The sequence below is a fragment of the Exiguobacterium sp. s183 genome (genome assembly GCF_018617655.1).
GTDB classification, from domain to species: Bacteria; Bacillota; Bacilli; order Exiguobacteriales; family Exiguobacteriaceae; genus Exiguobacterium; species Exiguobacterium aestuarii_A.
Genome location: NZ_JACSKN010000007.1, coordinates 15241 through 40318, shown reverse-complemented (window position 1 = coordinate 40318; position 25078 = coordinate 15241). Strand labels below are relative to the sequence as shown.

The 25078-nt window shown below is 45.3% G+C and carries 28 protein-coding genes; 8 read left to right on the top strand and 20 right to left on the bottom strand.

Annotated elements, in window-relative coordinates:
* Positions 1 to 185 precede the first annotated feature (185 nt).
* The 3 genes from KNP62_RS14180 (at position 186) to KNP62_RS14170 (ending at position 3259) form a co-directional block, all read left to right on the top strand.
* Positions 186 to 1682: a phytoene desaturase family protein gene (locus KNP62_RS14180; RefSeq protein WP_214786112.1), complete on the top strand. Its 1497-nt coding sequence runs from the start codon at positions 186 to 188 to the stop codon at positions 1680 to 1682.
* 113 nt (positions 1683 to 1795) lie between these two features.
* Complete coding sequence (locus KNP62_RS14175; RefSeq protein WP_214786109.1) at positions 1796 to 2521, top strand: hypothetical protein; 726 nt, start codon at positions 1796 to 1798, stop codon at positions 2519 to 2521.
* A gap of 9 nt (positions 2522 to 2530) precedes the next feature.
* The gene (locus KNP62_RS14170) at positions 2531 to 3259 is read left to right on the top strand and encodes an AAA family ATPase (protein WP_214786107.1); all 729 of its coding nucleotides are present in this window, start codon (positions 2531 to 2533) and stop codon (positions 3257 to 3259) included.
* 110 nt (positions 3260 to 3369) lie between these two features.
* On the opposite strand, the gene KNP62_RS14165 is transcribed toward KNP62_RS14170, so the two are convergent.
* The 14 genes from KNP62_RS14165 to KNP62_RS14100 all read right to left on the bottom strand — a co-directional run bounded on the left by KNP62_RS14165 (position 3370) and on the right by KNP62_RS14100 (position 11933).
* Positions 3370 to 3846, bottom strand: coding sequence for a hypothetical protein (locus KNP62_RS14165; protein WP_214786106.1), 477 nt, complete (start codon positions 3844 to 3846; stop codon positions 3370 to 3372).
* Positions 3839 to 4330: a hypothetical protein gene (locus KNP62_RS14160; protein ID WP_214786104.1), complete on the bottom strand. Its 492-nt coding sequence runs from the start codon at positions 4328 to 4330 to the stop codon at positions 3839 to 3841. Before KNP62_RS14160 ends, KNP62_RS14165 begins: the two co-directional genes overlap by 8 nt.
* A gap of 58 nt (positions 4331 to 4388) precedes the next feature.
* Entirely contained in the window at positions 4389 to 4859 is a 471-nt protein-coding gene (locus tag KNP62_RS14155; protein ID WP_214786102.1) for a hypothetical protein, read from the bottom strand.
* Positions 4860 to 4988: 129 nt separating this feature from the next.
* The gene (locus KNP62_RS14150; RefSeq protein WP_214786100.1) at positions 4989 to 5462 is read right to left on the bottom strand and encodes a DMT family transporter; all 474 of its coding nucleotides are present in this window, start codon (positions 5460 to 5462) and stop codon (positions 4989 to 4991) included.
* Positions 5463 to 5474: 12 nt separating this feature from the next.
* Positions 5475 to 6134 carry a Crp/Fnr family transcriptional regulator gene (locus KNP62_RS14145; protein WP_214786098.1) on the bottom strand — a complete coding sequence of 220 codons (660 nt, stop codon included), beginning with the start codon at positions 6132 to 6134 and terminating at the stop codon, positions 5475 to 5477.
* Positions 6135 to 6145: 11 nt separating this feature from the next.
* On the bottom strand, positions 6146 to 6571 hold the full coding sequence (locus KNP62_RS14140) for a DMT family transporter (protein WP_214786096.1): 426 nt from the start codon (positions 6569 to 6571) through the stop codon (positions 6146 to 6148).
* Between the two features lie 12 nt (positions 6572 to 6583).
* Positions 6584 to 7522, bottom strand: a complete 939-nt coding sequence (locus tag KNP62_RS14135; RefSeq protein WP_251125736.1) for a DMT family transporter — start codon at positions 7520 to 7522, stop codon at positions 6584 to 6586.
* 107 nt (positions 7523 to 7629) lie between these two features.
* On the bottom strand, positions 7630 to 8112 hold the full coding sequence (locus KNP62_RS14130) for a hypothetical protein (protein ID WP_214786092.1): 483 nt from the start codon (positions 8110 to 8112) through the stop codon (positions 7630 to 7632).
* Positions 8087 to 8587, bottom strand: a complete 501-nt coding sequence (locus KNP62_RS14125) for a hypothetical protein (RefSeq protein ID WP_214786090.1) — start codon at positions 8585 to 8587, stop codon at positions 8087 to 8089. Before KNP62_RS14125 ends, KNP62_RS14130 begins: the two co-directional genes overlap by 26 nt.
* The gene (locus KNP62_RS14120; protein ID WP_214786088.1) at positions 8584 to 9087 is read right to left on the bottom strand and encodes a hypothetical protein; all 504 of its coding nucleotides are present in this window, start codon (positions 9085 to 9087) and stop codon (positions 8584 to 8586) included. Before KNP62_RS14120 ends, KNP62_RS14125 begins: the two co-directional genes overlap by 4 nt.
* 9 nt (positions 9088 to 9096) lie before the next feature.
* Positions 9097 to 9555, bottom strand: a complete 459-nt coding sequence (locus tag KNP62_RS14115; protein ID WP_214786086.1) for a hypothetical protein — start codon at positions 9553 to 9555, stop codon at positions 9097 to 9099.
* 13 nt (positions 9556 to 9568) lie between these two features.
* Positions 9569 to 10018, bottom strand: coding sequence for a hypothetical protein (locus tag KNP62_RS14110; RefSeq protein ID WP_214786085.1), 450 nt, complete (start codon positions 10016 to 10018; stop codon positions 9569 to 9571).
* 107 nt (positions 10019 to 10125) lie between these two features.
* Positions 10126 to 11157 (bottom strand): flavin monoamine oxidase family protein, encoded by a 1032-nt coding sequence (locus KNP62_RS14105; RefSeq protein WP_214786083.1) that lies wholly within the window; start codon positions 11155 to 11157, stop codon positions 10126 to 10128.
* A gap of 5 nt (positions 11158 to 11162) precedes the next feature.
* Positions 11163 to 11933 carry a nucleotidyltransferase domain-containing protein gene (locus tag KNP62_RS14100; protein ID WP_251125735.1) on the bottom strand — a complete coding sequence of 257 codons (771 nt, stop codon included), beginning with the start codon at positions 11931 to 11933 and terminating at the stop codon, positions 11163 to 11165.
* 128 nt (positions 11934 to 12061) lie between these two features.
* On the opposite strand from KNP62_RS14100, the gene KNP62_RS14095 reads away from it, so the two are divergent.
* Positions 12062 to 12286 carry a hypothetical protein gene (locus KNP62_RS14095; protein ID WP_074032549.1) on the top strand — a complete coding sequence of 75 codons (225 nt, stop codon included), beginning with the start codon at positions 12062 to 12064 and terminating at the stop codon, positions 12284 to 12286.
* A 6-nt stretch (positions 12287 to 12292) separates the two neighbouring features.
* On the opposite strand, the gene KNP62_RS14090 is transcribed toward KNP62_RS14095, so the two are convergent.
* From KNP62_RS14090 to KNP62_RS14075, 4 genes are read right to left on the bottom strand one after another with little or no spacing between them, the layout of a single operon-like run.
* Entirely contained in the window at positions 12293 to 12757 is a 465-nt protein-coding gene (locus KNP62_RS14090; protein WP_214786081.1) for a hypothetical protein, read from the bottom strand.
* Between the two features lie 50 nt (positions 12758 to 12807).
* On the bottom strand, positions 12808 to 13002 hold the full coding sequence (locus KNP62_RS14085) for a hypothetical protein (RefSeq protein ID WP_214786079.1): 195 nt from the start codon (positions 13000 to 13002) through the stop codon (positions 12808 to 12810).
* On the bottom strand, positions 12999 to 13319 hold the full coding sequence (locus KNP62_RS14080) for a nucleotide pyrophosphohydrolase (protein ID WP_214685677.1): 321 nt from the start codon (positions 13317 to 13319) through the stop codon (positions 12999 to 13001). Before KNP62_RS14080 ends, KNP62_RS14085 begins: the two co-directional genes overlap by 4 nt.
* Before the next feature lie 15 nt (positions 13320 to 13334).
* Positions 13335 to 13709 (bottom strand): hypothetical protein, encoded by a 375-nt coding sequence (locus KNP62_RS14075; RefSeq protein WP_214786077.1) that lies wholly within the window; start codon positions 13707 to 13709, stop codon positions 13335 to 13337.
* Between the two features lie 135 nt (positions 13710 to 13844).
* Between KNP62_RS14075 and KNP62_RS15760 the strand changes: the two genes are divergently transcribed.
* The 3 genes from KNP62_RS15760 (at position 13845) to KNP62_RS14060 (ending at position 16508) form a co-directional block, all read left to right on the top strand.
* Complete coding sequence (locus tag KNP62_RS15760; protein ID WP_214786075.1) at positions 13845 to 14825, top strand: LytTR family transcriptional regulator DNA-binding domain-containing protein; 981 nt, start codon at positions 13845 to 13847, stop codon at positions 14823 to 14825.
* Between the two features lie 130 nt (positions 14826 to 14955).
* A complete protein-coding gene (locus KNP62_RS14065; RefSeq protein ID WP_074034792.1) occupies positions 14956 to 15804 on the top strand; it encodes an ABC transporter ATP-binding protein in 849 nt (282 codons plus the stop codon).
* Positions 15801 to 16508: an ABC transporter permease gene (locus KNP62_RS14060; RefSeq protein WP_074034793.1), complete on the top strand. Its 708-nt coding sequence runs from the start codon at positions 15801 to 15803 to the stop codon at positions 16506 to 16508. The genes KNP62_RS14065 and KNP62_RS14060 overlap by 4 nt, the downstream gene beginning before the upstream one ends.
* Before the next feature lie 53 nt (positions 16509 to 16561).
* Here KNP62_RS14060 and KNP62_RS14055 read toward each other — a convergent pair whose 3' ends face one another.
* A complete protein-coding gene (locus KNP62_RS14055) occupies positions 16562 to 18196 on the bottom strand; it encodes a restriction endonuclease (protein WP_214786073.1) in 1635 nt (544 codons plus the stop codon).
* A 273-nt stretch (positions 18197 to 18469) separates the two neighbouring features.
* Positions 18470 to 20629 (bottom strand): UvrD-helicase domain-containing protein, encoded by a 2160-nt coding sequence (locus KNP62_RS14050; protein ID WP_214786071.1) that lies wholly within the window; start codon positions 20627 to 20629, stop codon positions 18470 to 18472.
* Positions 20630 to 20880: 251 nt separating this feature from the next.
* Here KNP62_RS14050 and KNP62_RS14045 point away from each other — a divergent pair, with 251 nt between their 5' ends.
* Positions 20881 to 25062, top strand: a complete 4182-nt coding sequence (locus KNP62_RS14045) for an AAA domain-containing protein (RefSeq protein WP_214786069.1) — start codon at positions 20881 to 20883, stop codon at positions 25060 to 25062.
* Positions 25063 to 25078 lie beyond the last annotated feature (16 nt).

Below are 25078 nucleotides of genomic sequence, written 5' to 3'. Positions count from 1 at the left end.
TTATATTCCTACTTTCGTTCAGACTCTGTTCCCTTACTATACAAGACTTTTCCCCGTTCAGGGATGACATCTTTGTGGATGTGGCAAATCCGTAAAAGCATGTTCGATTCATTTAGAAACGGGAATAGAAGAGGTAGCAATCATTCTGTTTTTTGAAAATAATACTTCGGAAAGGCGGCGAATATATGCAATCAGTGGATAAATCGGTCATCGTCATCGGCGGAGGGCTCGGTGGATTGTCAGCGGCCATCTCGCTCGCTCAAAAGGGATACGACGTCTCACTCTACGAAAAGAACGACCACATCGGAGGGAAAGTGAATCGTCTCGAACAAGACGGATTCGGCTTCGACCTCGGACCCTCGATTTTAACGATGCCCCATATCTTCGACAAACTGTTCCGCGGAAGCGGCAAACGGATGGAGGAATATGTTTCCATCCAGCGGCTTGAGCTCGAATGGCGCTCGTTCTTCCCGGACGAGACTGTGCTCGACCTTTATCATGACCTCGAACAGATGCAACGCGCGAATCCCTCCCTCTCTCGAAAAGACATGCAAGAATATCGTGAACTGTTGAATTACGCAGCCCGCATTTATAAGACGACCGAGAAAGGCTACTTAGCTGAAGGGTTTGAGTCACCTTTAGAAGCCGTCATGAAGACGGGGATCTTCCCAACGCTCTTTGGGTTCGATTTGACGTCGACGATGTATAGCGCCATCAAGAAGCGCATCAGTAATCCGCATCTTCGGGACATGCTGTCGTATTACGTCAAATATGTCGGGTCGTCTCCTTATAACGCACCAGCCGTCTTAAACATGATGATTTACATGCAGTACGCCCAAGGCTGTTGGTACGTCGAAGGTGGGACCCACAAGCTCGCGGAAGGATTGACAAAGCTTGCCGAAGAAATCGGTGTGAAGCTACATACCGGTCAGGGCGTCGTCCGTGCCCATACGGTGAATGAAAAGATCTCAGCGATCGAACTTGAGGATGGACGTCTCCGTTCGGCCGATTATTTTGTCTCGAACATGGAAGTCATCCCGTTCTATCAGAAAATGGTCGACGCGGACGAACAGTACGTCGACAAACTCGTCGATAAATATGAACCGGCGAGCTCCGGATTCGTCCTCCATCTCGGGGTGAAGAAAGCCTATCCTCAGCTCGCGCACCATAACTTCTTCTTCTCCGAAAACTTGCATGAGCAGATGGATAAAATCTTTGAGAAACACGAGCTTCCAGACGACCCGACGATTTATCTCGTCAACGTCAATAAGACCGATGCGACTCAAGCGCCACCGGGACATGAGAACATTAAGATTTTGCCACATATCCCGTATATCCAAGACAATCCGTTCACCGAAGAAGAGTACGCCGCCTTTGAAGAACGTGTACTCGATAAGTTAGAACGGATGGGTCTCGATGGCCTGCGTGAACATACGGTGACGCGTGACGTATGGACGCCTCATGATATCGAGCGGACGTATGGATCGGACCGAGGAGCCATTTATGGAACGGTCGCTGACAAGAATCGGAACGGTGGCTTCAAGCATAAGAAGCAGAGCGAACTCTATCATAACCTCTACTTTGTCGGGGGAACCGTCAACCCAGGTGGCGGTATGCCGATGGTGACGCTCAGCGGTCAGCAAGTGAGCGACAAAATCGCGAAACGTGACAAAGTGAAATGATTCTCTTCAATCCCTCATTCAATATGAGGGATTATTTTTTGAAACTTTTTCCAATCTCCTTCCGTATATTGTGCTACGATACAAACAATCAAATAGACAAACGGAGGAACAAGATGCATCAAATCACAAGTTATTTATTTATGTATGCCAAAGTTGTCGTCACAGATAAAGTTCCATTCATCTGGACATTCGTAATTCCACTCATTATCGCCTTGACGCAGTCATCTTCAGATATTCGCCAAGTGACGACAGCGGAATACTACCCAGGACTCTCTTATTTCTGGGTGTATATTATTCTTGCTACATATGTGAACGGTGTCGGCATCGAACTTGCCCGCATGCGCGAATATGGACTGATGAAAACGTACGTGATGATCTCAGGCAACAAACTGACATACGTCATCGCCGTCATCTTGGCGCAACTTCTATTCGCCTCCATCAGCCTACTTTTATTCACAACGGTCGTTACGCTCGTACACGGGTTCTTTTCGTTCAAGTTGATTGCAACGTCTCTACTCGTATTGATTGGGAGTATCCCGTTCGCGGTTGCCAGTGTCGCCATCACGACGCTTCCAGTGAAAGTATCGAGTCTCGGAACGTTCGCAAACATACTGATGTTCCCACTCTTTTTATTGGCAATCAAGTCACCTGATCAATGGTTCAGCTTCCTCAACCCGTTCTACGCGCTCCATGAATTCGCGCTCGGGTTGCTGCATCTGACGACTCAAGTCGATCTCTCGTTCGGAGTATGGGCGACATTCCTTTCCGTACTCGGTTACTTCATCATCGGTGCGATTGCATTGAAACGCTTCAGTCTCGTCTCACTCATCACACGCTAGGAGGTTCTTATGCACGTAAACCAACTCACTTATCGCTATCCAAAAGCGACACGTCCTGTACTCGACGGTGTCTCGTTCACCCTGCAACCAAATAAGCTGAACGTGTTAATCGGACAAAACGGTGCCGGGAAGACGACACTGTTTGATTGTATGACGGGTACCCTTCCCGTTGACAAAGCGTCACTCGACCTCGTTCCGACGACGGACATGCTCTATTTGACACAACTCATGTATAACCATCATGAGTTGACAGGGAAAGACTTCGCCTATTTCATCGGACGCCTATCAAAGCGCCCCGACTTTAAGAAACTCGAGTCTTATGTGAATAATCTCTCGACGTCCCGAGAACAAGAACTGTTCGAACATCTATGGACGATGAAACTCGGAAAGATGTCGGTCGGGGAGAAGAAATGGCTCTTCGTGACACTATTGTCTTCGATCAAACGATCTCTCTATTTATTTGATGAGCCGACAAGCGGAGTCGACCCGGCATCACGCATTCAAATCATGCGTCGCCTGCAACGACTCGTCGAAGAAGGCAAGACGTGCCTCATCTCGACACATCAGTTGCATGACTTAGTTCAACTCGATGCTCACGTCATCTTCTTACACGGTGGACGTATTTTGTATGAAGGGGACTTCCAAGACTGGCTCAAAGAATCTGGAACGACCGACCCGGATGAAGCGTTCGTTCGGATGGTCGACACACCACTTGATGATGTGGCGGTGACACGATGAATGACTCGTTTTGGGAACGACACCGGTTCACATTCTATACACTCGGCATGGTCGTCTGCGGCTTTCTCATCTCCATGTTTTCATGAAAAAACTCAGCCTCTGACGCTCTGTCAGGGGCTGAGTTTCTGTTTACGATGTGCTTGTCGTAACTCTCGATTGGTCACATGCTCAGGATCCGCTTCACGTAATTTACGGTCCATCGGGATGTACAAGATGAGAAGCGGGATGACGCCAATCAATGCAACACCGAGTAGTTCCTGCATCGAATCGAGTACGAACTTCGTGAGGAAAGTGAATACACCAAGTGACACAAACATAGTGACGATGATTAGAAATTCTCGGCGCACGAGGCGTCGGTATTCCTCGTCTTCGTTGAATGTACGCAACAGCTTCATCCGTCGCCACGCTTGATAGAGCATCGGCAGTTGGGTCACGAGGAATGAGAAGGCAACCGTCGTCACCGTGACACCTTGTATGACTGAAACGACTAGAAATAAAAATAGGCCGCTGATGCCAAATATCGCGCTGACGCCTCGGGCGTCGAGGTCATGTTCCACCATTTTGGGGAGACGTTCTTGTTTACCCATTCACTTTCCTCCTTTTTTGTTTCTTCCGCTCAAATTGGACATGGCCGAGCTCGACACCCGTCACATGTAACGGGTCGATTTCTTTTAGCTTGCGGTCTAAGCGAACGCTTAACGTCAACAAGCTGATGATTCCGATAAACGCTGCAATGATGAACGTGAGTAATGTAATCCATTCAAGCTCTATACAAGCAATCAGGATGAGAAGCAGAAGCGGCTGAGCAAAATTCAATAAAAACTCGAACCGCACAAGTTGTTGGTATCGCGTGTCCTCGTTAAATAAAAGGAGTAACTTTTTGCGATGCCAAGCGTGATACAGGAGCGGAACTTGTCCAACGATAATCATTGGTAACAATAAGAGGATGTCTGTCTTCCAAAAATATAAAAAGAAGAGCAACATGACGCCGATTAACGGAATCACCATTTTTCTCTTTCGTTTCTCATCATCTTTCAACATTCGTTCTAATCTAACTTCATGGTCTACCATCGAATCCCCCTCGAGTGTTCTCGTTATTTTTATGTACGAAACCTATTCTCGATTCGTTTCATCCCTTACGCTTCTCCCGATTCATCAGTCCCAATAAACTCTCGACGACATGTTCGTCATCAATCTTCAGAACCTTCCAATCCACCCATGACTCAAGAAGTAGGCAACTCGCGATGAGAACAGCTCCCCCAAGACTCATCGTGTCTAGCGTAATGTACTTCAGTGAGTAGAGCGCCAACATCGACATGACACCAATCAAGAGAACGAACTGTACGGTGCCTTTCAAGTAGATGAATCTTCGGTATATAGTCGAGTCATTGAATTGTAAAAATAACTTAAGTTTGTGCCACGTCGCAACCAGAAGTGGCATGAACACTGCCGCACAAATGATGAACAAGGACAGGTTCATTCTTGAGTCATTGAACCATAACCAAAGTGCTGTCACTACACCGACTATCATCACAAAGAGCGGACCTTTTTTATTCCACGATTTGTCGTACAAATACTCCATTCGTTCTTCTCGTAACACATCACACACCTCCAACAGTAAAAAACATCCAATTCTCTCTACATGTTTATCCTAACAATCTAAAAGCAAACTTTCGAGGATTTTCCATTAAAAAGAAAAAAGCACCTGATGTGGATCAGATGCTTTTCGTTATCCGGCTTTTGAAACTTTCGCTGATGTGACGGGTGTCTTCCCACTCAACTGAAACACGAGCACCCCACCAACAATCAACACAATCCCGACGACCGTCTTCCAGGTGAACGGAACGGCCGTCAAGCCGAACCATCCTAACGTATCCCAGAGGAGCGCGAACAAGATTTGAGACACCATGACAATCGAGATGGCATAACTCGGTCCGAGTCGCTCGACACCTTGCGTCACACTCATGACGACTCCGACGCCGAGGATTCCGCTGAACCAGTACCATGTCTCCATCTCCTCTACTCGGAACAAGGCACTCCCTTCTTGGAATAGACCAATCAGGAGCGATGCTAAAAATCCGAGTCCAAGGACGAGTGTCGTCGTCGCCCACGCCCCGACACGCTTCTTGACGTTGGCGTTAAACGTGTTTTGCATACAGACGAGCATTCCGCCGATGACAGCAAGCATCATCCCAATCGCCATGGTTCTCCCCTCCTATTCATAAATACTCTCCCCGACAATCTCCAACAACCCTTCCCGGTCGATGATGGTAATCATCCGTCGATTGCGCTCGATTAAACCGGCTTCGACGAAACGCCGAAGCGTCCGGTTCACATGACGATAACTCGTCCCAATCAAATCAGCGATATCCGTCAATTGATCGACGGTCGAGCCGAGTGTTTGGTCATCTGGCGTCATCGACAATAAATAACTCGCTAAGCGAACCTCAACGGGATAGAACAAGTTGAAGCTGAGGGATTGCGACTTCCGTTCGAACTTTCGCGTGATTTCTTCTAATAAATAGTGTAACCACGCAACATTTTGGTGCGCATAACGAACCAAGTTCTCGAATCGGATGACAAGCATCTCAACTTCTGTGACCGCTTCGACCGTATTCAAATAAGGAGTCCGCTGAATATATTCGATATCCCCAATCAAATCGAGCGGAGATTTGAAGGAAAGGACGAGTCGCTTACCGGTAGCGGAAGTATGAGAGACGCGAATCTTCCCTTTCACTAAGAAGCGGAGATGCCCTGCTTCATCACCTTGCGTACAGATGACGTCTCCTGGCTCGTATCGGACGAGCTTCAATTCGTTCTGCGCAGCGACAGGTAAGACAGACAATTCAAATTGCTTCACATACGCCTCGACCATGTACGTTCCCCCTACCATTTTAATAAAATGACTCCTGCGATCATCATGAACACCCCGAACAACTGCATCCCGTTCAAGTTCCGACGCACCATCCCGAACCATCCACGCCAGTCGATGACGAGCGCGAGTGCCAGCTGTGCGATGAGAAACAAAGAAATCGTGAGCGTGACCCCGAGCTCGTGGACGGCTGTCATATTACTGAACAAGATGATTGCCGCGAACGCTCCGCCAGATAAATAGAGCGGGTTCACGTGACGCATCTCGATATACGTGCGGTCGCGTAACGCCAACATGACGAGGAGCGCGACGATGAATCCCGTGAACTGTGTCAACGTCGCCGCTTGCCACGTCCCAATCTGTGAACTGATTCGCGCATTCGCAACACTTTGTAACGTCAAAAAGAAGCCTCCACTAATTGCAAACAACACTCCTCGCATCGTTTTCCCCCCTTAAGATAGACGAATCAATACAATCCCAAGCACCATGACGATCAAGCTCACGAGTTGAACACCGGTGACCGGGTTCTTCTTCGCTCCGAACCAACCGAAACGATCGATCAGTAAACTTCCACATAACAGTCCGACAATGACGATGATGACAGCAATCCCCGTCCCGACGATCGGAACGATAAAGACGTTTCCTCCGATGAAGAGCGCCCCGATGATCCCACCGAGCCAGATCCACCACGGTTGACCTTTCAGTTGACCGAGTGGAACGGGTTGACGTGAGACGAGTAAAATGAGTAAGAGCGCCATCGTCCCGACAACGAATGAGACCAATGCTCCTTTCAGTGCCGATTCGAGCACCGTACCCAAATAGCCGTTAATGGCCGTTTGCGTGGCACTCATCATTCCTGTGAAAATCCCAAACAGTCGCCAAAGGTTCAGATTCTCGGTGTCCGTTTCCATCGAGACGACCAACTTGCCTCTTCGGCGGTTGAGCCAGTCGGATAAGGCGACCGTTCCGATGACGCCAAGTAAGACGAGCACAACTCCGAACAAACGAAGCGCTGTAATTGGATGTTCGACAGAATTGAACCAACCAAAATGGTCAATCAACAAGCCCATCAAAATCTGTCCAAAAATCGGCATGATGACCGTCTGGACACTTCCGAGCCTCGGGAACAGCAAGATATTCCCCGTTAAAAATAAAACACCTAACAGTCCACCAATCCACATCCACCCTGGACCTTCCTGAATCACTGAGCTATCAAACCCGAATGACTGTCCGGTCAAAAGGAGTAACAGAGATAAAAAGATGGTCCCAACGGTAAACGATAAAAACGATGCGACGAACGGGGAGCCGACCACTTGGCGCAAGCGTGAGTTCACACTCGTCTGCATCGGTAGCAAAATCCCAATCGTCAATCCAATCAAAATAGCTAACATGAATGTCTTCCTCGATTCTTCTACTAGTTCTCTATACATTGTCAGCTTACGCCTCGGCACCCAAGAAGAAAAGGACCGATGTCCTCAAATAAAAACACGAACCCTTTTCAGGTGTTCGTGTTGGATTCATGGAAACGCTGATTGCGCGCTTCACGCAACTCTTTCCCAAGTACGTGATGCACATCGAACGTATGAAGCTTTTGATTGATGAGGTATGGTGCCAAAATCGACAGCCCACCAATCCCGAATAACCCGGCAATGGCAACGACGGGCGACAACGAATCAGCATAATAGGCGGCTAGTAGGCAGATGGTCGAGACGAAGCAGAGCCATTGGATTCCAAAGTCTGTATACACCAGACGTTGATAACGGGCATCCTCGTTAAAGGTAAGAAGCAGTTTTGTCTTCCGCCACTCGAGACAGAGATATGGAAAAAAACTGATGAACACGATGAGCGGAGCGTACAGTCTGTACTGCGCAGCGATGAGGAATGTCATCACGACGGTCGCGACGGCGACGCCCCACCGCCAACGCCAATGACTGTCATCCTGTTTGAGCAACTGTTCAATTCGCTTTTCTTTCGTCAGCATATGTACTCCCTTCGTAAGATCGATAGTGCTTCGTCACCTCATCCCGTGTCGGTTGATTCGGGTCGGCTTGTCGTAATTGCCGGACGGTCTGATAGTGGGCCCATGCTAACAGGACGATACCTAGACCAATGATGCCCAGGACAATGAAGCCTAGACCGATTGATGAAACCTCAAGACGACTGAGAAGAGTCGCTCCTATGACCACTCCAATCCAATAAGAGTAGAGGCGATACAAGCGCTTCGTGAGTAACTCGGCTTTTCCGGACGTCAAGGTTTGCAATTGTTTACTTTCTTGACGTGTGAGATACATGAGTCCAGTCGCTGCTAGCGTCGACCCGATTCCCCATATCCACCATGTGTCCAAGCCGAGCACGAAAATGTTACAGATAACTAATGCCGCTGTAAGCCAGATGTTCGTATTTTGATGCATTTTCCGATATGCGCCGATATATTGAATTCGTTCTTGTTTCGTCATGACTCTTTACGACCTTTCCTTGAAAAATCATCTAACGTATGTTTCAAACGTTCTCGATTTGCCCGGGTCCATTCGCCCGATGTGACGTGGTGCTCGTCAAGCGCGGACTGTTTTCGGTCAATCCAGCGTGGAATCAGTATAAGACAAGGTCCGCCAATGAGGAGCGTCCAACTCATCCAAGGTAAGAGATCGATTCCGTTAAAATGCATCGTAATCAAAATCAGATACCACATCAAACTGGTCAACATGATAGTAAAATCCATTCGTAACAGACGATGATAGCGTGTCGATTCGTTGAACGATTGCTGTAATCTCATCTTCTTCCATTCAAGCCATGTCGCATAAAGAAGTGAGACACCTGGTAGGAGAATGCTATACGGACTCCATGTCGACAGAAAATAAATCGATACGCCAAACATGACCACGCTTGCGATTATATTCAGACGATTGAAGCGCTTCTCAAACTGCTCAATTCGTTGAAGTCGTTCCGCCTTGTCCACGCTGTCACCTCAATCTTTCACGAAGTCGAGTTTGATTTCGCGGCGCATCGGTTGTTCCGCGTCGTACTCGGAAATCTGTCTGTCGAGCATCTTTTGTACGAAGTGTAATAAGATGACTCCACTTAAGAAGACAACAAAGAGCGACCATCCCGGCCAACCGATCAGAACGATTAACGGAAAGAGGATGGCTAATAGGACGAGGAGCCCCATTTCCGATACATACTGCCAGTCGATGATGCGCTTGGCTTGTTCCACACTGGTCAACTTTCTGACGAAGCGACGTTCTCGTCCGATGACGTAAAGCATAATCGTGAGTGTGAACGCTAACGGGATGGTGAACATCGGTTCTCCGTTAGACTGAAGCGTGAGAACGACAAGTGCTCCCGTCAAAATTGCTAAGATTGAGCGCAGCAGGAGCCAACGCTGTTGATAACGATAAATCGTATTGATTCGTTCTTGTTTATTCATCCCATTCACCCTTTCAGAATCGTCGAATCTCGCGACGTGTCGGTTGTTCCGGGTCGAGCCAGCGGATTTGTTGATCGAACTTCTCTTGAGCCCATAAGATATAAAGCAATGCTCCACCGATGAGGACCGCAGGGATCCAAGACCACTCTATGATTCGAATGGCCAACGGATTCACCAGTCCGAGCAATGCGATAAAGAGGAAGTCCAGATGATACTGCAGTGTCACGACACGTTTCACCTGTTCTTGCTCCGACAATTGACTGATTGCCTCTGCTTCATTCGAAAAGAAGTAACGCGTCGCAAGTAACACCCCACCGATGATTGTGAACCCAATCCAAATGTTCCCGTCCGTTCGCATGAGGAAGTAAACTGCAAGACCTGCCGGAAGCGCTAAGAGTAAGCGTTGCAGGAGCCGCTTTCGATTTGATTGTTTGATTATATGTAGTCGTTCTTGCTTGTTCATCTCATTCACCTCTTATTTCACTATACGGGATGCGCATGAGAAAAGTTCCGTTATTTTACAAATTAAAAAGGAAGGATCAACCCTCCTTCCTTTACTTTCGATTCGCTTCAAAACTTCTGGAGCATCACCTTGACAGACCGTAATGCCCCTTCGATATGTCCCCCGAACTGCGCATCCGTTTCTGAACCGATCAGATGGAGATGGTCCCCGAGTTCGATCGGACCGTAAGCCGGGAATGCTGTGAGCGGCATGAGGTCATCAGGTGTCGTCGTCTCTGATTCTGTCGACCAGTCCATGTAATGAAAAGCCAGAAAACCATTCGCTTTCGGACCATATAACTTCTCTAGTTGCTCAATGACGCGCGTCTTCACTTGTCCTTCCCCTAGCGCTTCTCGGTCTCCCGGTGACAGACGGAAGAATCCGAATAGCGCACCTTTACCATCTATCGGCGAGGCGTCATGAATCTCTTGGAGCGGACCGACCCAGCTCATCCCAAAGCCAGACAGACCATCTTCTCTCCAGAACGGTGTCTCGTATACGATCAGCGCCTTCGCCTGGGATGCCATCCACGTCGGAGTCGTCTTGAGCGCATTCCGTGTCGATGCTGATAATTCAGGCTCGATTGTCAGATTGGCGACAAGGCGTGGAGGAAGTGCGAGAATCACGTCATCCGTGTGATGCACCGCACCATTTTGGAACGTCAATCGGACTCGGTCTGACTGTCGGTCGATGGATGTGAGGCGATGCCCAATCCGAACGATGTCCTCGGGTAACTTTGCGTATAATGCTTCCACTAAACTCGTCATCCCACCGACTAAACGTTTCGATCGGACGATGCTTTCCTCCGGCAACATATGGCGTTCCGGCGCAGTCGTCGTCTGGCGTTCGAGCACCATTTGTCCTGTCGTATGTTGAAGGAATGACTCGAGTCCGAGTGTATCCACGAGTTCCGAGATGGTCCTCTCCGTATCCGGCCAATACCATGTCGGTCCGAGGTCATAGCCATCCTTCGTGAAGATGCGTCCTCCGACTCGGTCACGTACTTCAAAGACCGTAACGTCATATCCTTTTTGTTGAAGTTGGGGCGCGGCATAAAGCCCGCTGACACCAGCTCCGATGATGGCGATTTGTTGTTTCATCGTACTCACATCCAATCTATTTCATTCAAATAGTCTAGAAGCTGTTGATTTGTAATGTCGCCTTGCCTTAACAACGTTTCCCCTTGCTCTACACGCTGATCTCCCGGGAAATAGAGTTTTAGAATCAATAAGCACGCTTCTACAGTCGTTGCGAAACTCTCATCCTTCACGTTAATCGTCAAATACCAACCTCGAATGACTCGCTTTACGATGGAGCGCTTCTCGATATGTGACATCTCTCCATGAAGTAATTTGGCCTTCGTCGTTTCAATCGAGGAAACTAAATCCTGATTCAGTGCCATGCTCACACGAGCATCAGGCTTCATGAGTGGAAATCGTCTCGAGATATCTTCCCCGTCAACACATGTGCAAAGGTGGCGGAGCCAAAATCCCCATTCAAAACGATTCGATGGATCCAGTGCCACATCGATGCGCCCGATATCATAGTCGATTTTAATGATTTCCGGATGTTCCGTTAGCAATAGCTCAGTCTGTTTAATTAATTCTGTCGCATCAACGTCCTCGTGTACGAGCACCGTCAAATCTAAATCAGATTCACCAGCAACAGCCGTCCCGCGACCGATGCTTCCATATAGGTATATGCTATGTAGCCGTTCTCCGAATGCTTCTTTCACCAATTCAATTGATTTGAAGAGGACTGCTTTAAACTCAGGCTGAATATGTTTGATGGACGTTTGGTTGATGACGTAACCTGCCTCGTCTGTTCCAAGTCGAGTCGGACACTTCAAAGTACGCTGTCGATTTGTTGAATTCATTCTGATCAAGACCTCTTTTCTATATGCTTAGCCTACCGAATGTTTGATATAAAATGCTACTGTCGACCCTGTTACGATGGATGTATTTGGAAGTATAATGGAGTGTACAGGTAAAGGAGGAAGTTCTCGTGAATATTATCATCAGTTCATTATTTGCAAGTCTTGCGTTTTTCTTACCCATCATCGCCATTGTCTTCGGAATTGTATGGCTTGTCAAAGTGGTTAATCGATTTGAAAAACGCGCAGCAGAAAAACTTGAATTGGAGCGTCAAAACACTGAACAGTTTCGAGTGTTAATTGAACGTCTCGATCGAATTGAACAACAATTGGACTCGAACACAAAACGCAGCTGACTCAGGTCAACTGCGTTTTGTCTTATATTGAGCCATATCTAAATAGGTCACATGTTCCGGGTCATGTTGCTTCATCCGCTGATCAACATGTCTGGATATCATCGACACAACGAACATCAATAAGAACGAAATAATCGTGAAGCTATATATTTCGGTAACAATGATTGCAATCGCAATCCCCATATTTAAAAGCACGACAATCAGCGCGCAAATCAACTCAAGCCACACGGTATGACGATATGCAACGTCCTCATTGAAACGTAGCAACGTCTGTGTGCGTTTCCACATCGGAAGCATCAAAAGGAGTGGAGCGAGCAATATACTTCCAAACAATGCTTGGGCAACGGTGAGCCACCCTAACCACCAAACCAGCAATCCACTCATAATAAAAATCACGGAAAAAATGAAACTCAAATGAATGGCATGAACATGGCTTCGACTTAACTGATCTAGACGTTCCTCGTGTGACATCGTTATCTCCTTTTCACTCAATTGATTTTCTATGGCTACAATCGATTTTATTAAGCTTTATTCTGCTTAATCCCTCTCCAATGCACAAACGCATTCGCAAACCAAATGATTGTTAGTAGCGGAAACATGACGTTCATCCAGTTCGAACGTTCTATGTAGAACAAAGGAATCGCAAGAAAGAGAGCCAAACTCAATATGCCTGCTCCAAGATACATGACGAATAACAATCGATGATTGGATTTCACCGTGAATCTTCTGCACTCAAAACCGGATACTTCACTGAGTTTTTCACGAGCTTGTCTTCAATCGCTTTCGACACATTGATGTTAGCAGCATGCGCGAACGTCAGCGCATAGATCAACACGTCGGCAAGCTCCTCTTCCATCTCCGTCTTTTTCGTCTCAAGCGCTTCTTCACTCGAGATCCACTGAAATACTTCAAGTAACTCACTCGCCTCGAGCGACAAGGAAAGTGCCAAGTCTTTCGGGTTATGGTGAAACGCCCAATCGCGCTCATCTCGGAATTTAATGACCTCGTCCATTAATCGTTGTACTTCGTTCATACATACACTTCCTCACTATTTATATTCAATCATGTTACCCACAGTAAAAACTCCACGTCTTACATACTCTTGAATCAGTCGAACGGAAACCTCTTCCGATAAGTCTTCTAATTCAAGTACTTGTTTCAATTCTTCATGAAATGAAATCAATGTTGGTATTTTGTTTTCAAACTTATACGCCTTTTCGAGACGAATCAGAAAAAATGAAACGTCATGTCTCTTTCCGACTGGTAAATCATGCTTTAGTAAGACGTATTCTAATTCAGTTTTTAACTGATCATGTAGTATTGAATCTTGCTCAATCACTCGAAGTAGAAGGGATTGAAGCATCTCAACTTGAGATTCTAACTCGAACATGCGTGTTTGCATCTCTTCGAATTGCTTATCCATTGAATAGAGTCACTCCCCTTTACTAATTCGACATACATCTCATTTTACCAAAAGATGTAACTTTCATATGTAATCATCTTCCTCTTAAGCCCTTCTCTGTAAAATGTTATACTCCAACTAAAAAGGAGGGATTCGGTGCTTACTTTCCAAAGCGTCTCGGTTCGTCAACAAGACACACTCATTCTCGAAAACATTTCTTTTACGATCCAACCTGGTGAGTTGGTCGCCATTCATTGTGGCGTCATTTCTCGGGAAATCATCTTCGGTCTCATCAGTCAGGAGATCTCGACATACACCGGGAACATCGACCATGCTTCAACATTTTCTCTCTTCTCCGTCCGGGACGGCTTATACGACAGACTCACCGTTGAAGAATATTTACGCTTCACTAAGCGTCTTTATGACTCATCCGACTCAGTCGAATCGGTCATTGAGCGTCTCCAACTCACCACATATCGAAAGAAGCGCCTCCATCGTCTCAGTCGCTCTCTTGTCAGACGCACGCAGTATGCTGCGATGCTTCTCCAGGACCGTGACCTGTATGTGTTTGAAGAACCGGACCAAGACGTGGACCAAGAGACACGCCACCTTTTACGCGATGCGTTACAGACATTGACGTCGAGACAAAAAGCCGTCCTCGTGTTGACGAGCAACATAGAGAGTGCGCTCTTCATGACATCGACCGTTTATCGGATCGACCATCGTCACTTGCGCCTGTTAGACGTGGAACCAGAAGAAACGGATGAGACAGACATCTCATCTGAGGTCATCCATGTCCGTTTCGAGAAAATCCCGACGAAAGTGAATGAAAAAATCATTTTACTCGATCCTCCTGAAATCGACTTCATCGAAAGTCAGGACGGACAGTCGATTTTACATAGTCAATCGGATCAGTTCCCGAGCGTCTTCACGATGAACGAGCTCGAGACGCGTTTGACTCCGTACGGTTTCTTCCGCTGCCATCGGTCCTATCTCGTGAACTTACAACGTGTGCGCGAAGTCATCACCTATACGAAAAACAGCTTCAGTCTCGTCTTGGATGATTCAGAGAAGACAACAATTCCGTTATCTAAGACAAAAATGGCAGAATTGAAGACGATGATGGGGCTCAAATAGTCTCCATTCACAGTTCTATTCGCTTCATTCAACTCCTGATAAGCGCCATTTATCGCCATTCGAGTGCGGTCTTTCCCCATTCCTTATACGATAGAGGCAAGCAAGATGACATCGACAAGGAGGAACGGGAATGGAACCAATCATTCAAGTGAACGGGTTGAAGAAATTGTTCGGAAACGAGGAAGCGTTACATGATGTGACGTTTACAGTTGGAAAAGGAGAAGTGTTCGGCTTCTTGGGACCGAGTGGTTCAGGAAAGACGACGACGATTAAAATTTTGACGTCACAACTCGCACAGACAGCTGGGGATGCTACTGTCTTCGGTGTGCCGGTTGCCGACTTGAAACAAGAACAGTACCGTAAACGCATCGGCGTGTTGACGGACAATAGCGGTCTCTATACACGACTTTCTATAGAAGAGAACTTGAGCTTATATTGTGACCTCTATGATGAACCAAAGACTCGGATCGATGAGGTATTGAACATGGTCAATCTTAGCGGGGAACGGAAAAAGCGCATCGACAAACTCTCTAGAGGGATGTTGCAACGGGTGACGCTCGCACGCGCTCTTCTTCATGAGCCAGAGCTCCTGTTTCTAGATGAACCGACCTCGGCTCTTGACCCGGTCAACTCTCGACATATCTATAAAGGGATTGAACGGTTGAAGGCAAACGGAACGACCATCTTTTTAACGACCCACGACATGCAAGAAGCCGAAGAACTGTGTGACCGTGTCGCTTTCTTACATCAAGGGTCGATTCAACTGCTCGATGCTCCGAACGTATTGCGCAGGAAATATGCGACAGGATCGATGCGAGTTGAATTGAACAACGGTCAGACGCATGAAGTGACACAAACCGACGAAGGCGCGGACTGGCTCCATAAACAGATGCGTGCTAAAAATATCGCATCGATCCATTCCAACGAGCCGACACTCGGCGATATCTTTATCGAAGTGACAGGGAGGAAATTATCATGACTTTTTCAATGAAACGTGCACTCGCTATTTTCCAGAAAGACTACAAGGACTTGTCTCGAAACTTGTTCGTCTCGTCGACCTTGATCATGCCGCTCTTCTTCGCCGTCTTCTATTCACGAATCGGTGACGGCGGCGTCGATATCACGTACTTCGTCATCAACATCACGTTTAGCCTCGTGGCCATCTTCGTACAATGTGCGTTGATCGCCGAAGAGAAAGAGAAGAACACGCTTCGCGGGCTCATGTTGTCCCCGGCGAGCACGCTCGACATCTTGCTCGGAAAGAGTGCCCTCACGTTCGTGACGACGATGATCCTCATCGTAGCCTCGTCATTTTTGATGGATTATGCCCCGCAAAATCTGGCTGTGATCGCCCTCGCGCTCATCGTCTCGACATTCTTTTATATCGGGATCGGAACGATGTTCGGCTTGATGACGAAGACAGTCATGGAAGCTTCATTGATTGTCATGTTACCGTTCTTTTTCTTCTCGTTTTCACCGATGTTATTGCCACTACAAGACCGTTTCGCCATCATCGGATTGCTTGAGTATTTACCGAACGTGCTCTTGATTGATGTGGCTCATCAAGTGGAAGACGGTGCGAACTTCGGTACCGTCGGGCTAGAGCTTGGGTTGCTAACTGCTTGGGCGCTTGCTGCATTCGTCGGTAGCGTTGTGATGTATAACCGGAAACAGACGGATTGAGTGTTACGTCCATATAAAAACAGGGCTACGATGCGTAGTCCTGTTTGTCGTCGCTATTCATTCAAACGACGACCTTCTTTAGCTGCTTTTAAATCAATCACAGCTTTATGCCCATGATTTTCTAACAGATATAAGAGATTACTTCCATTTAGTAACGTCAGAGGTTTGTCTTTTGCAAAGTTGTAAGCGTCAGGTCCGTAATCAGCAGTGGAAACTAAAATCCCTTTGATTGCTCCTTCATTCATAACGGTTCCATATAAATCGCGAACTGCAGCTACTCCCACTGTATTCGTATATCTTTTTGCTTGAATGACAATTTTCCCACCTCTCAAAGGATCAGGATCAAAAGCAATGGCATCAACTCCACCATCACGACTAGCTTGAGTAATCTTTACTTCTCCACCGTTTTTACTGAATTCTCTTTCAAATACTTCGCGAATTAAGTGCTCAAAATCTTGCCAATCCATTGCTGCCAAATTTGTGGTGTCATCCATTTGACTTAGTGTTTCTTTTCCATCAATAATTCGATCATCATCCCAGTCCATTTTGATGACAGGTGGTACAGAGGTTAAAGTGTGTAATTTACTACTTCCAACTCCTTTCAATTGTTTAAAACACGTCTTAGGATTAACAAATTCTAAATTAATACTCTCAAACTCTTCTCGTGAAACGAAAATCGAAGCGATACATGGAGTTTCCGAATTTCCAGTTCCTTTGTTAATCGTATCTACATAGCCATTAAAAGCGATTGAATCAATTTTATTCCGCTTGTCATTTGAAAAAATAAGGTGTAGATAACTTAGTATTAACGAATAAATGAGACGATCGTAAAATTCATTTAGGAATTTGTTTGATAATGGAATCTCGACAAATTCATCACCTTCAACTACATATTTAATCTCTTTTGTACTCGGTAATTCCTCAATTGAAGGAAGATACTGTTCAATATAAAGCGTCTTCGTATCTATCAGATATTTCATATTTCGTTGTATAGGAATGTAATCTAATAAGGTAAATCGGTTTAACAAATAGTCAAAATAGCCTTCAATCGAACCCTCTTTCTGTGTTCGATAATTATCGAATACCGATTCTAGAAATTCTAATCGTTCTTTTTCATTTTTCTCAAAAGATTCCTTATCATTTTTCCATTTCAAATAATTTGATTGATACTCATTCCATTTCCCTTCGTTTCTTGATTCAATTTCCTCTTTTTCATTCATCCAAATACGATGCTCTCTGTCATATCTTTTTTTAGCCTCTTCTTTTTTATTAGTAGCTAAAAACGGAAGTATTTGCTCAATAATATTATAAATTGGTTGATACACTTTCGCCTTCGGATCCGGCATTTGTCGAATCGATTCTAATTCTGGTGCAATCGGTTCTTCAGCATCAAATGTACGGCGTTGTAAATCCCTTCTTAAGTCTACAGTCTTGTTTCTTTTAATCGTAAGTATTAAATACTCTTCCGCTAGTTGTCTTTCTTTTTTTAATTGATCACTTAATTGTTGAGCAGTAGCTCTTTTGTTAGATTTCAGCTGTGCTTCTTCGTGCCTTTTTACCACGCGATTCCATTGATCTTCCCAAACACGCAATTGCATTTCAGCTTTTTGATCGACCTCATACAATGATTTCCCTCGAATTACCCTAAACTTATTCAACCCATCGTGACGAATCTCCCGGGAATACATAATAACTCTCCCTCCTCAATAATTTTCCTTTATATATATTCCCCATTTATGTCCAGATTTTCTGTAGAAACAAATATTATTTGATTTATAAACTGAAACGTAAAACGCATTGAAACACATGTAAAGCTGAAGTGGGATAGTAATTGGTTTATTGATGGGGTCTTACATCTTATATTTTCTATCTTCGCTTTTCAACGACATAAGATTTTACTACGCTTGATTTTGTCAAAAACTACTCACACTTTGTTTTTTCATATCATGTAATTCGATTTTCTATTTTCTGAATTGTATGCTGCGGAATAGCAATGAGTAGTCTTCTGTCGTATGAACAACTACTTCATGTAAGGCTCGTGTCAATGAGACATATAATCGCCGCGCTTCCTGTGGAAATTCAGGATAGTTTTCTTGATCGACATCCATTAAAAGCACTGCATCAAATTCCATTCCGCGCAAGTAGTCTACTGTAGAAATAACAATTTCTTCTCCAACTTTAGTAGTATCAGATACAATGAGTTGAGTACGTAAATTAAGTTTTGCGTGTAAGAACTGTGCACGTTCTAATGTTGGTGTGATTATACAAATCGTAAATTGTTGTTTTCGCCAACGAGCTAGTACGTCTTTTATTTCTCTACTTTTCTTTGTCACTAGAAATTCGATAGGTTGCCCATCTCGGTTAAATGGATCAATCCATGTTGTATCGTGATCTGAGTCATACAGTATTTCTTTAGCAAAATTAATAATAGGTTTCGTCGTTCGGAATGCTTTCGTTAAATACTCGATGCGCCATTTTGACTTTCCATGAGTTTGAATTGAATCCCATGATTCCATGTCAAACGCTTGATAGCTTTGTAACGTATCTCCGAATACCGTCATCCCATGACAGATTTTTTCGAGCACCATTAAATCGAGCGGACGAAGCGTCTGTGCTTCATCAACAAAGAGATGGCTCCATTTTTCAGGATACCCATTAGTTTCATAGTGAAGATACATCCAGAGGAAGAGATCTAATCTAGTCGGAGATTTATATTTATGCCATGCCTTCAATAGGGTCTCATCCACATCTACTTTCATGTGTTCAAGCATCAATGGATTTTTTAGCATTTTCCAAACCGTTTCGGCATCAATTCGTAAGATCTCACTCCAAAAGTTTAAAAATGCTTCTCGCTTTTTCTTTTCGGATCGTAATCGATTTTCAAAATTCTCTTTCATCAATTCACTTAACTTTTGACGTTTTTCATCATACAAGTATTTTGTCCAATTCGAGGCTGTTTCAAAATATTCTACTTCATATTCCTTTTTATTTAAAATATGGATTTTTTCAAGTTCACTTCGAATCGTTTGAAGAATCCTCAATCTCTTTTCGTGAAACGTCCCTTTTCCCGATATCCACATATCAATTGCTTTTTCATGTACGTTGACTAACTCATCCATCGGTTCATAACTAAAAAGTGTTTCACAGATGTCCTCGTTCCATTCTGCCAGTGCCTCATCAACCCACTTGATCAAATGGCTCGATTCGTAAAGCGGAAGTAATTCCAAATGGCCATTCTGATTTAAAAACTTTTTGTTCAATTGAACCGCAAAATCATCAAATGCCATTGTGGAAACCGATTGAATTTGTAAATGCTCCGCATCCTTCAACAGTTGATGAATCGTCGCTTCGTTCGGAGCTAAATAAAGCATCTTTCGGCGTTCATCTTGATACTGCAAATAAGACATACGATGTAGCGCCGTTAACGATTTCCCAGTTCCCGCCGCCCCTTGGACAATCATATATGTATTCACGGGTGCCTGAATAATGTTGTTTTGTTCGGCTTGCCGCGTCGCAATGAATCCATCAATAGAACGATCTTTTTGCTTCTTCGTCAACTCTTTCTCCATAAAACTATCTTGTGGGACGTCAGGCACCGTCGACGGCTTTTTAAATGTCGATTTGATTTGCTCGGTAAATCGCTTTGTCAGTGAGCTCGGTTGCCGTTTTGGAGCACGACGATGATTTGCCTGAACGACACGTCGCTGTCTTCGATCAAGCTCGAGCTGTGTCATCCCGATGATGTCACCACCTGGCGTTTCAATCGCCTCCCCGTTAAACATAGACGCACGCATCGCCATCTCACTCCGCCAATCTAAGATGAGCGGGATCTCAGGTGAACGAGGGTGCGCTACTCCGAACTTCCCTACCGGATAAATCTCTTCTTCACCTTCACCCTCAATTACGAATGTGAACGAATACAGTTCTTTCAGGGCATCCTCATACTTTCGACGTTCCTGCGCGCTCTCCGATTGACGTGAATGTCCTCGCATGTCAATCATTTCATAGTCGCTTGATTCAAGACCTGGCTTGCCCCCTGTTTTCTTCCCATTTAGATGAGACTCGATCACCATACAAAAGTTATCAAGTCGTTGCTGTTCATTTTCTAAAATCCCTTTCATAATATGCACCCCACATTTTTATATATCCTCATTTTACCAAATATTCCAGACCGAAAATTACGTTTTCATTTTAAAGAGGTAAATTCTTTAATTGAAGTTAGAAACACAGACCACCCATTATAATTTTTATCTCCCTTTCTTTTAAAACGGACGTTATAATGTTAGTTGATTCCTAAATTAAGGGGAAACATTCCCTTTGTTTGGAATGAGACGAATGCTACATCATCGTTTTAAGAAGGAAGGACTACATCATGAATCCAACAACTCAACAAAAAACAGCTGACTTATTTAAATTTTTAGCCGCTGTTAAACGGATGGATATCCGTACTGAAACCGATACAAAAAGCTATGAACTTCTTTTATCTCCAGAAGCGTTAGCCTATCCAAACGTTCACGTCACCCAAGATGAAGAACTCTTTATCGAAGTGCATTTTCTCTCGCCATTCGCAGAGAAACGACCGAGTTTACCACGAGAACTCTATGAATACGTCCTCCAAGATGGCGAAACATATAAACGTACGGAATTGTTTCCTGAAAAGCTAGATAAGACCTTCAATGATTTTCTAGCTTCAATTGAAAATTGGGAACAAAAGAAAACAGCACACGAGTCTGCTCGGAAACTATACGATACGATGTATCGGACGATGCAACTTTTATCGACCGAGAGCGATACATACGAACTCGTCTACTCCTTCGGAATGCTGCACTGGCCGAATGACAAAATCGAGCGTCCACTATTTACAAGAGCTGCCGTACTTGAATTTGATCAAGAGAAGAGTCTGTTCCGCATTGAAGCGTCAGCCATACCGACAAAACTTGAACTCGATATGCTCGACCGTGACCACGTTTGGATGTCATCTGAACTATCCCGATATGAGGTCGATTTCAAAGAGGAACTCACTTTTGACTTTAAGCCGTGGATTGAGACAGAACTAAAGGATCAGTCCGAGCGCGTACTGAAACTGTTACACGACGATCACGTTTATGGAGAAGTCGCGACTGTCTACGCGATGCCAGGCATGCGCTTATACGTTCGCAAAAAATCCGCCCATGCGTGGGTCGAAGAACATGAGAACTTGGCCACGTTGATTGAAGACGGGCTATCTCCCTCACCTGCACTACAGCAATTCTTAACATCAAGCGATGAAGAAATTCATGCACTTGATGCGCTCGATCGAGACGCGTGGAAACCTGTCGGGGAAGAAATTCTGTTTCCACTCCCTTACAACGAGGAACAAAAACGAATTTTAAGTCAACTCAGTAATCATGCTGGCGTGGTTGTACAAGGTCCTCCTGGAACAGGGAAAAGTCACACGATTTCTAACTTAATCTCACATTTGCTTGCTCACGGAAAACGCGTTCTCGTCACCAGTGAAAAAGAACATGCGTTAAACGTCTTGCGCGATAAACTCCCTGCCCAAATTCGTCAACTCGCGGTATCCGTCCTCGGGTCGGATTCAAAGACGACAAAGCAGACGGAAAGTTCCCTTCAAGCAATCGCTTCGGAGTTGAATCGCACGACTGCTTTAGAGTTAGAGAATAAAGGAAAACAAAAGCAACAAAAGCTGTATGAAACACGAGAAGAGATTGCCCGTTTACGCCGAATAATGATTGAACAAGCTGCCAGTGAACACACAGAGATTCCGTATCTTGACGAGACTCGTTCCCCGACCGATTGGGCTAAATGGACGAGTGAACAAAAAGTCACGATGCAACTTCCAGTCCCTATTTTGACGGATACTTGTCCGATGACGGCAGATGAGTTGGCGGACTTTTATCAACTCATGGCGGAGCGAAATGAAATTAATAATGGTATCGATACAGATGCGTACCCAAGTACGCAACAGTTTTTAGATAGTGATTCTTATGCACGAAAAGCTAAACTGTATCATCATTATTCAAATTTAGCAGATCAATATGCTTCGCTAGAGTGGTTATTTAAAAAACCAATTACGACTCGTCAAGAATTACTTCAACATATTGAAAAGTTACTACTCACGGTGGAAGAATCGCCAGGATGGGTACGAAACATCTATCAACGCTGGGTCAGTCACCGAGATGATTATGATCAATGTGAGCGAGATTTGAAACAGTTCGAATCTGATGCTCTTTCACTTGAAGAAATAGAACGTCAAATTACCCTCCATGAGGTAATTATGCCATCTACTTTACCGGAAAACTTTTGGACACTTGTTGAAGAATTAGGACCACTTCTCGATCAAGGGAAGACGAATGGATTTTTCTTTAAACTCATGCAACGAAAGCGATATACCCTTATTCTTGATGAAGTAAAGATTGATGGAAAAGTACCTAAATCATCCGAAGATTTGATGCTGTTGAAACAACTTGATGAATACAAACGTAACTTGACGAAACTTACAAGGCAGTTCAGCTATATATGTGATCATTACCAGTTTGAACTCGAAACACCGACGTTCACGTCTTATCGTATGGTACGACAAGCATTCCGTGAATCGAATTCCATCCTACCAAATTATATTGAATCCATCGTTCCAGTCATTCAAGTGTATGGAGCACGTGCTTTCCGTTACGATGAGAAATGGTTACGCCAAGCCAAAGATGATCTTGAACAATCTTTTGTGCTTGATGAGTTAAAGCAACTTCAACAAACAAAAGAGAAGACATTACAATTGTTCACAGTGTCACACACTCATCAAGCTGCACTCCGTTTGAAACAAGCAGTTATGACTTGGGATGAAGGACTCTACACTACTTCACTTAAAGAACTTAAGTTGCTTGAAGAACAAAACATGAAGGCGACACGCTTAAAAGAACTGACAGAGCGTATCAAACAAGTTGCTCCGGGTTGGTTGAATGCATTTTATGACGGAACTGCCCCGACACTTCAACTTCAGACGTTCGAACTCGATTGGAAAGTGGCACGTGTCTTGACGCTGCTCGAAGCACTTAGTGATGATGATTATCGAGAGAAAATGAAACGATTGGAGAAAGAGGAAGGAAGAGCGACAGCGGACTTGTGTGCGACATATGCTTGGAAAGAACAATTGACGCGGATGACGCCGTCGAAACAAGAACGCTTGAACAGTTGGGCGAAGTTGATTCGCCAAATCGGGAAAGGCACTGGGAAACACGCGGCGCGTCACAAGCGGGAAGCTGCCCGTCAAATGGCTGCGGCTCAAGACGCGATCCCAGTTTGGATCATGCCGGTGAACCGCGTGCTCGAATCGTTCAAAGAAATCGATGAACTGTTCGACGTCATCATCTTCGACGAGAGCTCACAAAGCACGATGGATGCCATCTCGCTTTTGTCGCGTGCTCGAAAAGCCATCATTGTCGGGGATGACCGCCAAATCAGTCCGACGACGTTCCAAGACCAAAACGCGATCCAAGAGAAGAAAAAGACATACTTTGGTAACGATACGACGATGACGTTATTCGATGGTTCATCAAGTCTATACGATCTTGCCTCTGTTAAGTTCAGTGCGACGGTCGGCCTCCGTGAACACTTCCGTTGCGTACCAGAAATCATCGGGTTTAGTAATGCTCATGTGTACGAAGGTCGCATTGTCCCACTCCGACTACCGCAACGCGCCGAGCGATTAACGCCAGCGGTCCAGCACGTCTTTGTCGAAGATGGGAACGTTGCTGAAACAACGAAAGACAAGTTCAACGTCCCGGAAGCGAAAGCGCTCGTCAATCATTTGAAACAGTTGATTAACGATCCACGCTACGCGAAGCGAACGTTCGGAGTTATTTCGCTCCTTGGGAAAGCCCAGACGGACCAAATCGAGCGAATGGCGACTGACTTGATTGGTATTGATAAGCTGATTGAGCACAACGTCCGATTCGGTGACGCCTATACGTTCCAGGGTGATGAGCGTGACGTCATGTTGCTATCACTCGTCATTGCACCGAACCGTCGCTTTACGGCACTTACGAAAGAGACTGACAGCCAACGCTTCAACGTCGCGGCAAGCCGAGCTCGAGATCAGATGATTTTGTTCCACTCTGTGACGCTACAAGACATCGGCAATCAGAACTGTATGCGCTATAAACTTGTCAACTACTGTCAGAATCCACTCGGTGATCAAGAGTCGTTTGAAGCGGCCCAACATTTATTCGACTCTCCATTTGAAGAGGAAGTGTATAAGCGCTTAACGAACCGCGGTTATCTCGTCCGCCCACAAGTTCAAGTGAACGGGTATCGTATCGATCTCGTCGTCGAAGGCGAATCGAACCGCCTTGCTGTCGAATGTGATGGGGAGCGTTGGCACGGACCAGATGTTTACGAACAAGACATGTTCCGGCAAAAAGTGCTCGAACGAGCCGGTTGGACGTTCTGGCGCGTTCGGGGTCGTCATTTCTATCGTGATGCGGAACAAGCAATGGAGCCACTATGGACATTGCTCGATGAGATGGGGATTGAGCCGATACGGTTGTATTCCGAATAATTACTATTAGACCACT

Coding starts and splice junctions, on each gene's coding strand:
- KNP62_RS14180 (WP_214786112.1), top strand. CDS start 186: ATGCAATCAGTGGATAAATCGGTCATCGTCATCGGCGGAGGGCTCGGT.
- KNP62_RS14175 (WP_214786109.1), top strand. CDS start 1,796: ATGCATCAAATCACAAGTTATTTATTTATGTATGCCAAAGTTGTCGTC.
- KNP62_RS14170 (WP_214786107.1), top strand. CDS start 2,531: ATGCACGTAAACCAACTCACTTATCGCTATCCAAAAGCGACACGTCCT.
- KNP62_RS14165 (WP_214786106.1), bottom strand. CDS start 3,846: ATGGGTAAACAAGAACGTCTCCCCAAAATGGTGGAACATGACCTCGAC.
- KNP62_RS14160 (WP_214786104.1), bottom strand. CDS start 4,330: ATGGTAGACCATGAAGTTAGATTAGAACGAATGTTGAAAGATGATGAG.
- KNP62_RS14150 (WP_214786100.1), bottom strand. CDS start 5,462: ATGGCGATTGGGATGATGCTTGCTGTCATCGGCGGAATGCTCGTCTGT.
- KNP62_RS14145 (WP_214786098.1), bottom strand. CDS start 6,134: ATGGTCGAGGCGTATGTGAAGCAATTTGAATTGTCTGTCTTACCTGTC.
- KNP62_RS14140 (WP_214786096.1), bottom strand. CDS start 6,571: ATGCGAGGAGTGTTGTTTGCAATTAGTGGAGGCTTCTTTTTGACGTTA.
- KNP62_RS14135 (WP_251125736.1), bottom strand. CDS start 7,522: ATGTTAGCTATTTTGATTGGATTGACGATTGGGATTTTGCTACCGATG.
- KNP62_RS14130 (WP_214786092.1), bottom strand. CDS start 8,112: ATGCTGACGAAAGAAAAGCGAATTGAACAGTTGCTCAAACAGGATGAC.
- KNP62_RS14125 (WP_214786090.1), bottom strand. CDS start 8,587: ATGACGAAACAAGAACGAATTCAATATATCGGCGCATATCGGAAAATG.
- KNP62_RS14115 (WP_214786086.1), bottom strand. CDS start 9,555: ATGAATAAACAAGAACGAATCAATACGATTTATCGTTATCAACAGCGT.
- KNP62_RS14110 (WP_214786085.1), bottom strand. CDS start 10,018: ATGAACAAGCAAGAACGACTACATATAATCAAACAATCAAATCGAAAG.
- KNP62_RS14105 (WP_214786083.1), bottom strand. CDS start 11,157: ATGAAACAACAAATCGCCATCATCGGAGCTGGTGTCAGCGGGCTTTAT.
- KNP62_RS14100 (WP_251125735.1), bottom strand. CDS start 11,933: ATGAATTCAACAAATCGACAGCGTACTTTGAAGTGTCCGACTCGACTT.
- KNP62_RS14090 (WP_214786081.1), bottom strand. CDS start 12,757: ATGTCACACGAGGAACGTCTAGATCAGTTAAGTCGAAGCCATGTTCAT.
- KNP62_RS14080 (WP_214685677.1), bottom strand. CDS start 13,319: ATGAACGAAGTACAACGATTAATGGACGAGGTCATTAAATTCCGAGAT.
- KNP62_RS14075 (WP_214786077.1), bottom strand. CDS start 13,709: ATGGATAAGCAATTCGAAGAGATGCAAACACGCATGTTCGAGTTAGAA.
- KNP62_RS14065 (WP_074034792.1), top strand. CDS start 14,956: ATGGAACCAATCATTCAAGTGAACGGGTTGAAGAAATTGTTCGGAAAC.
- KNP62_RS14060 (WP_074034793.1), top strand. CDS start 15,801: ATGACTTTTTCAATGAAACGTGCACTCGCTATTTTCCAGAAAGACTAC.
- KNP62_RS14055 (WP_214786073.1), bottom strand. CDS start 18,196: ATGTATTCCCGGGAGATTCGTCACGATGGGTTGAATAAGTTTAGGGTA.
- KNP62_RS14050 (WP_214786071.1), bottom strand. CDS start 20,629: ATGAAAGGGATTTTAGAAAATGAACAGCAACGACTTGATAACTTTTGT.
- KNP62_RS14045 (WP_214786069.1), top strand. CDS start 20,881: ATGAATCCAACAACTCAACAAAAAACAGCTGACTTATTTAAATTTTTA.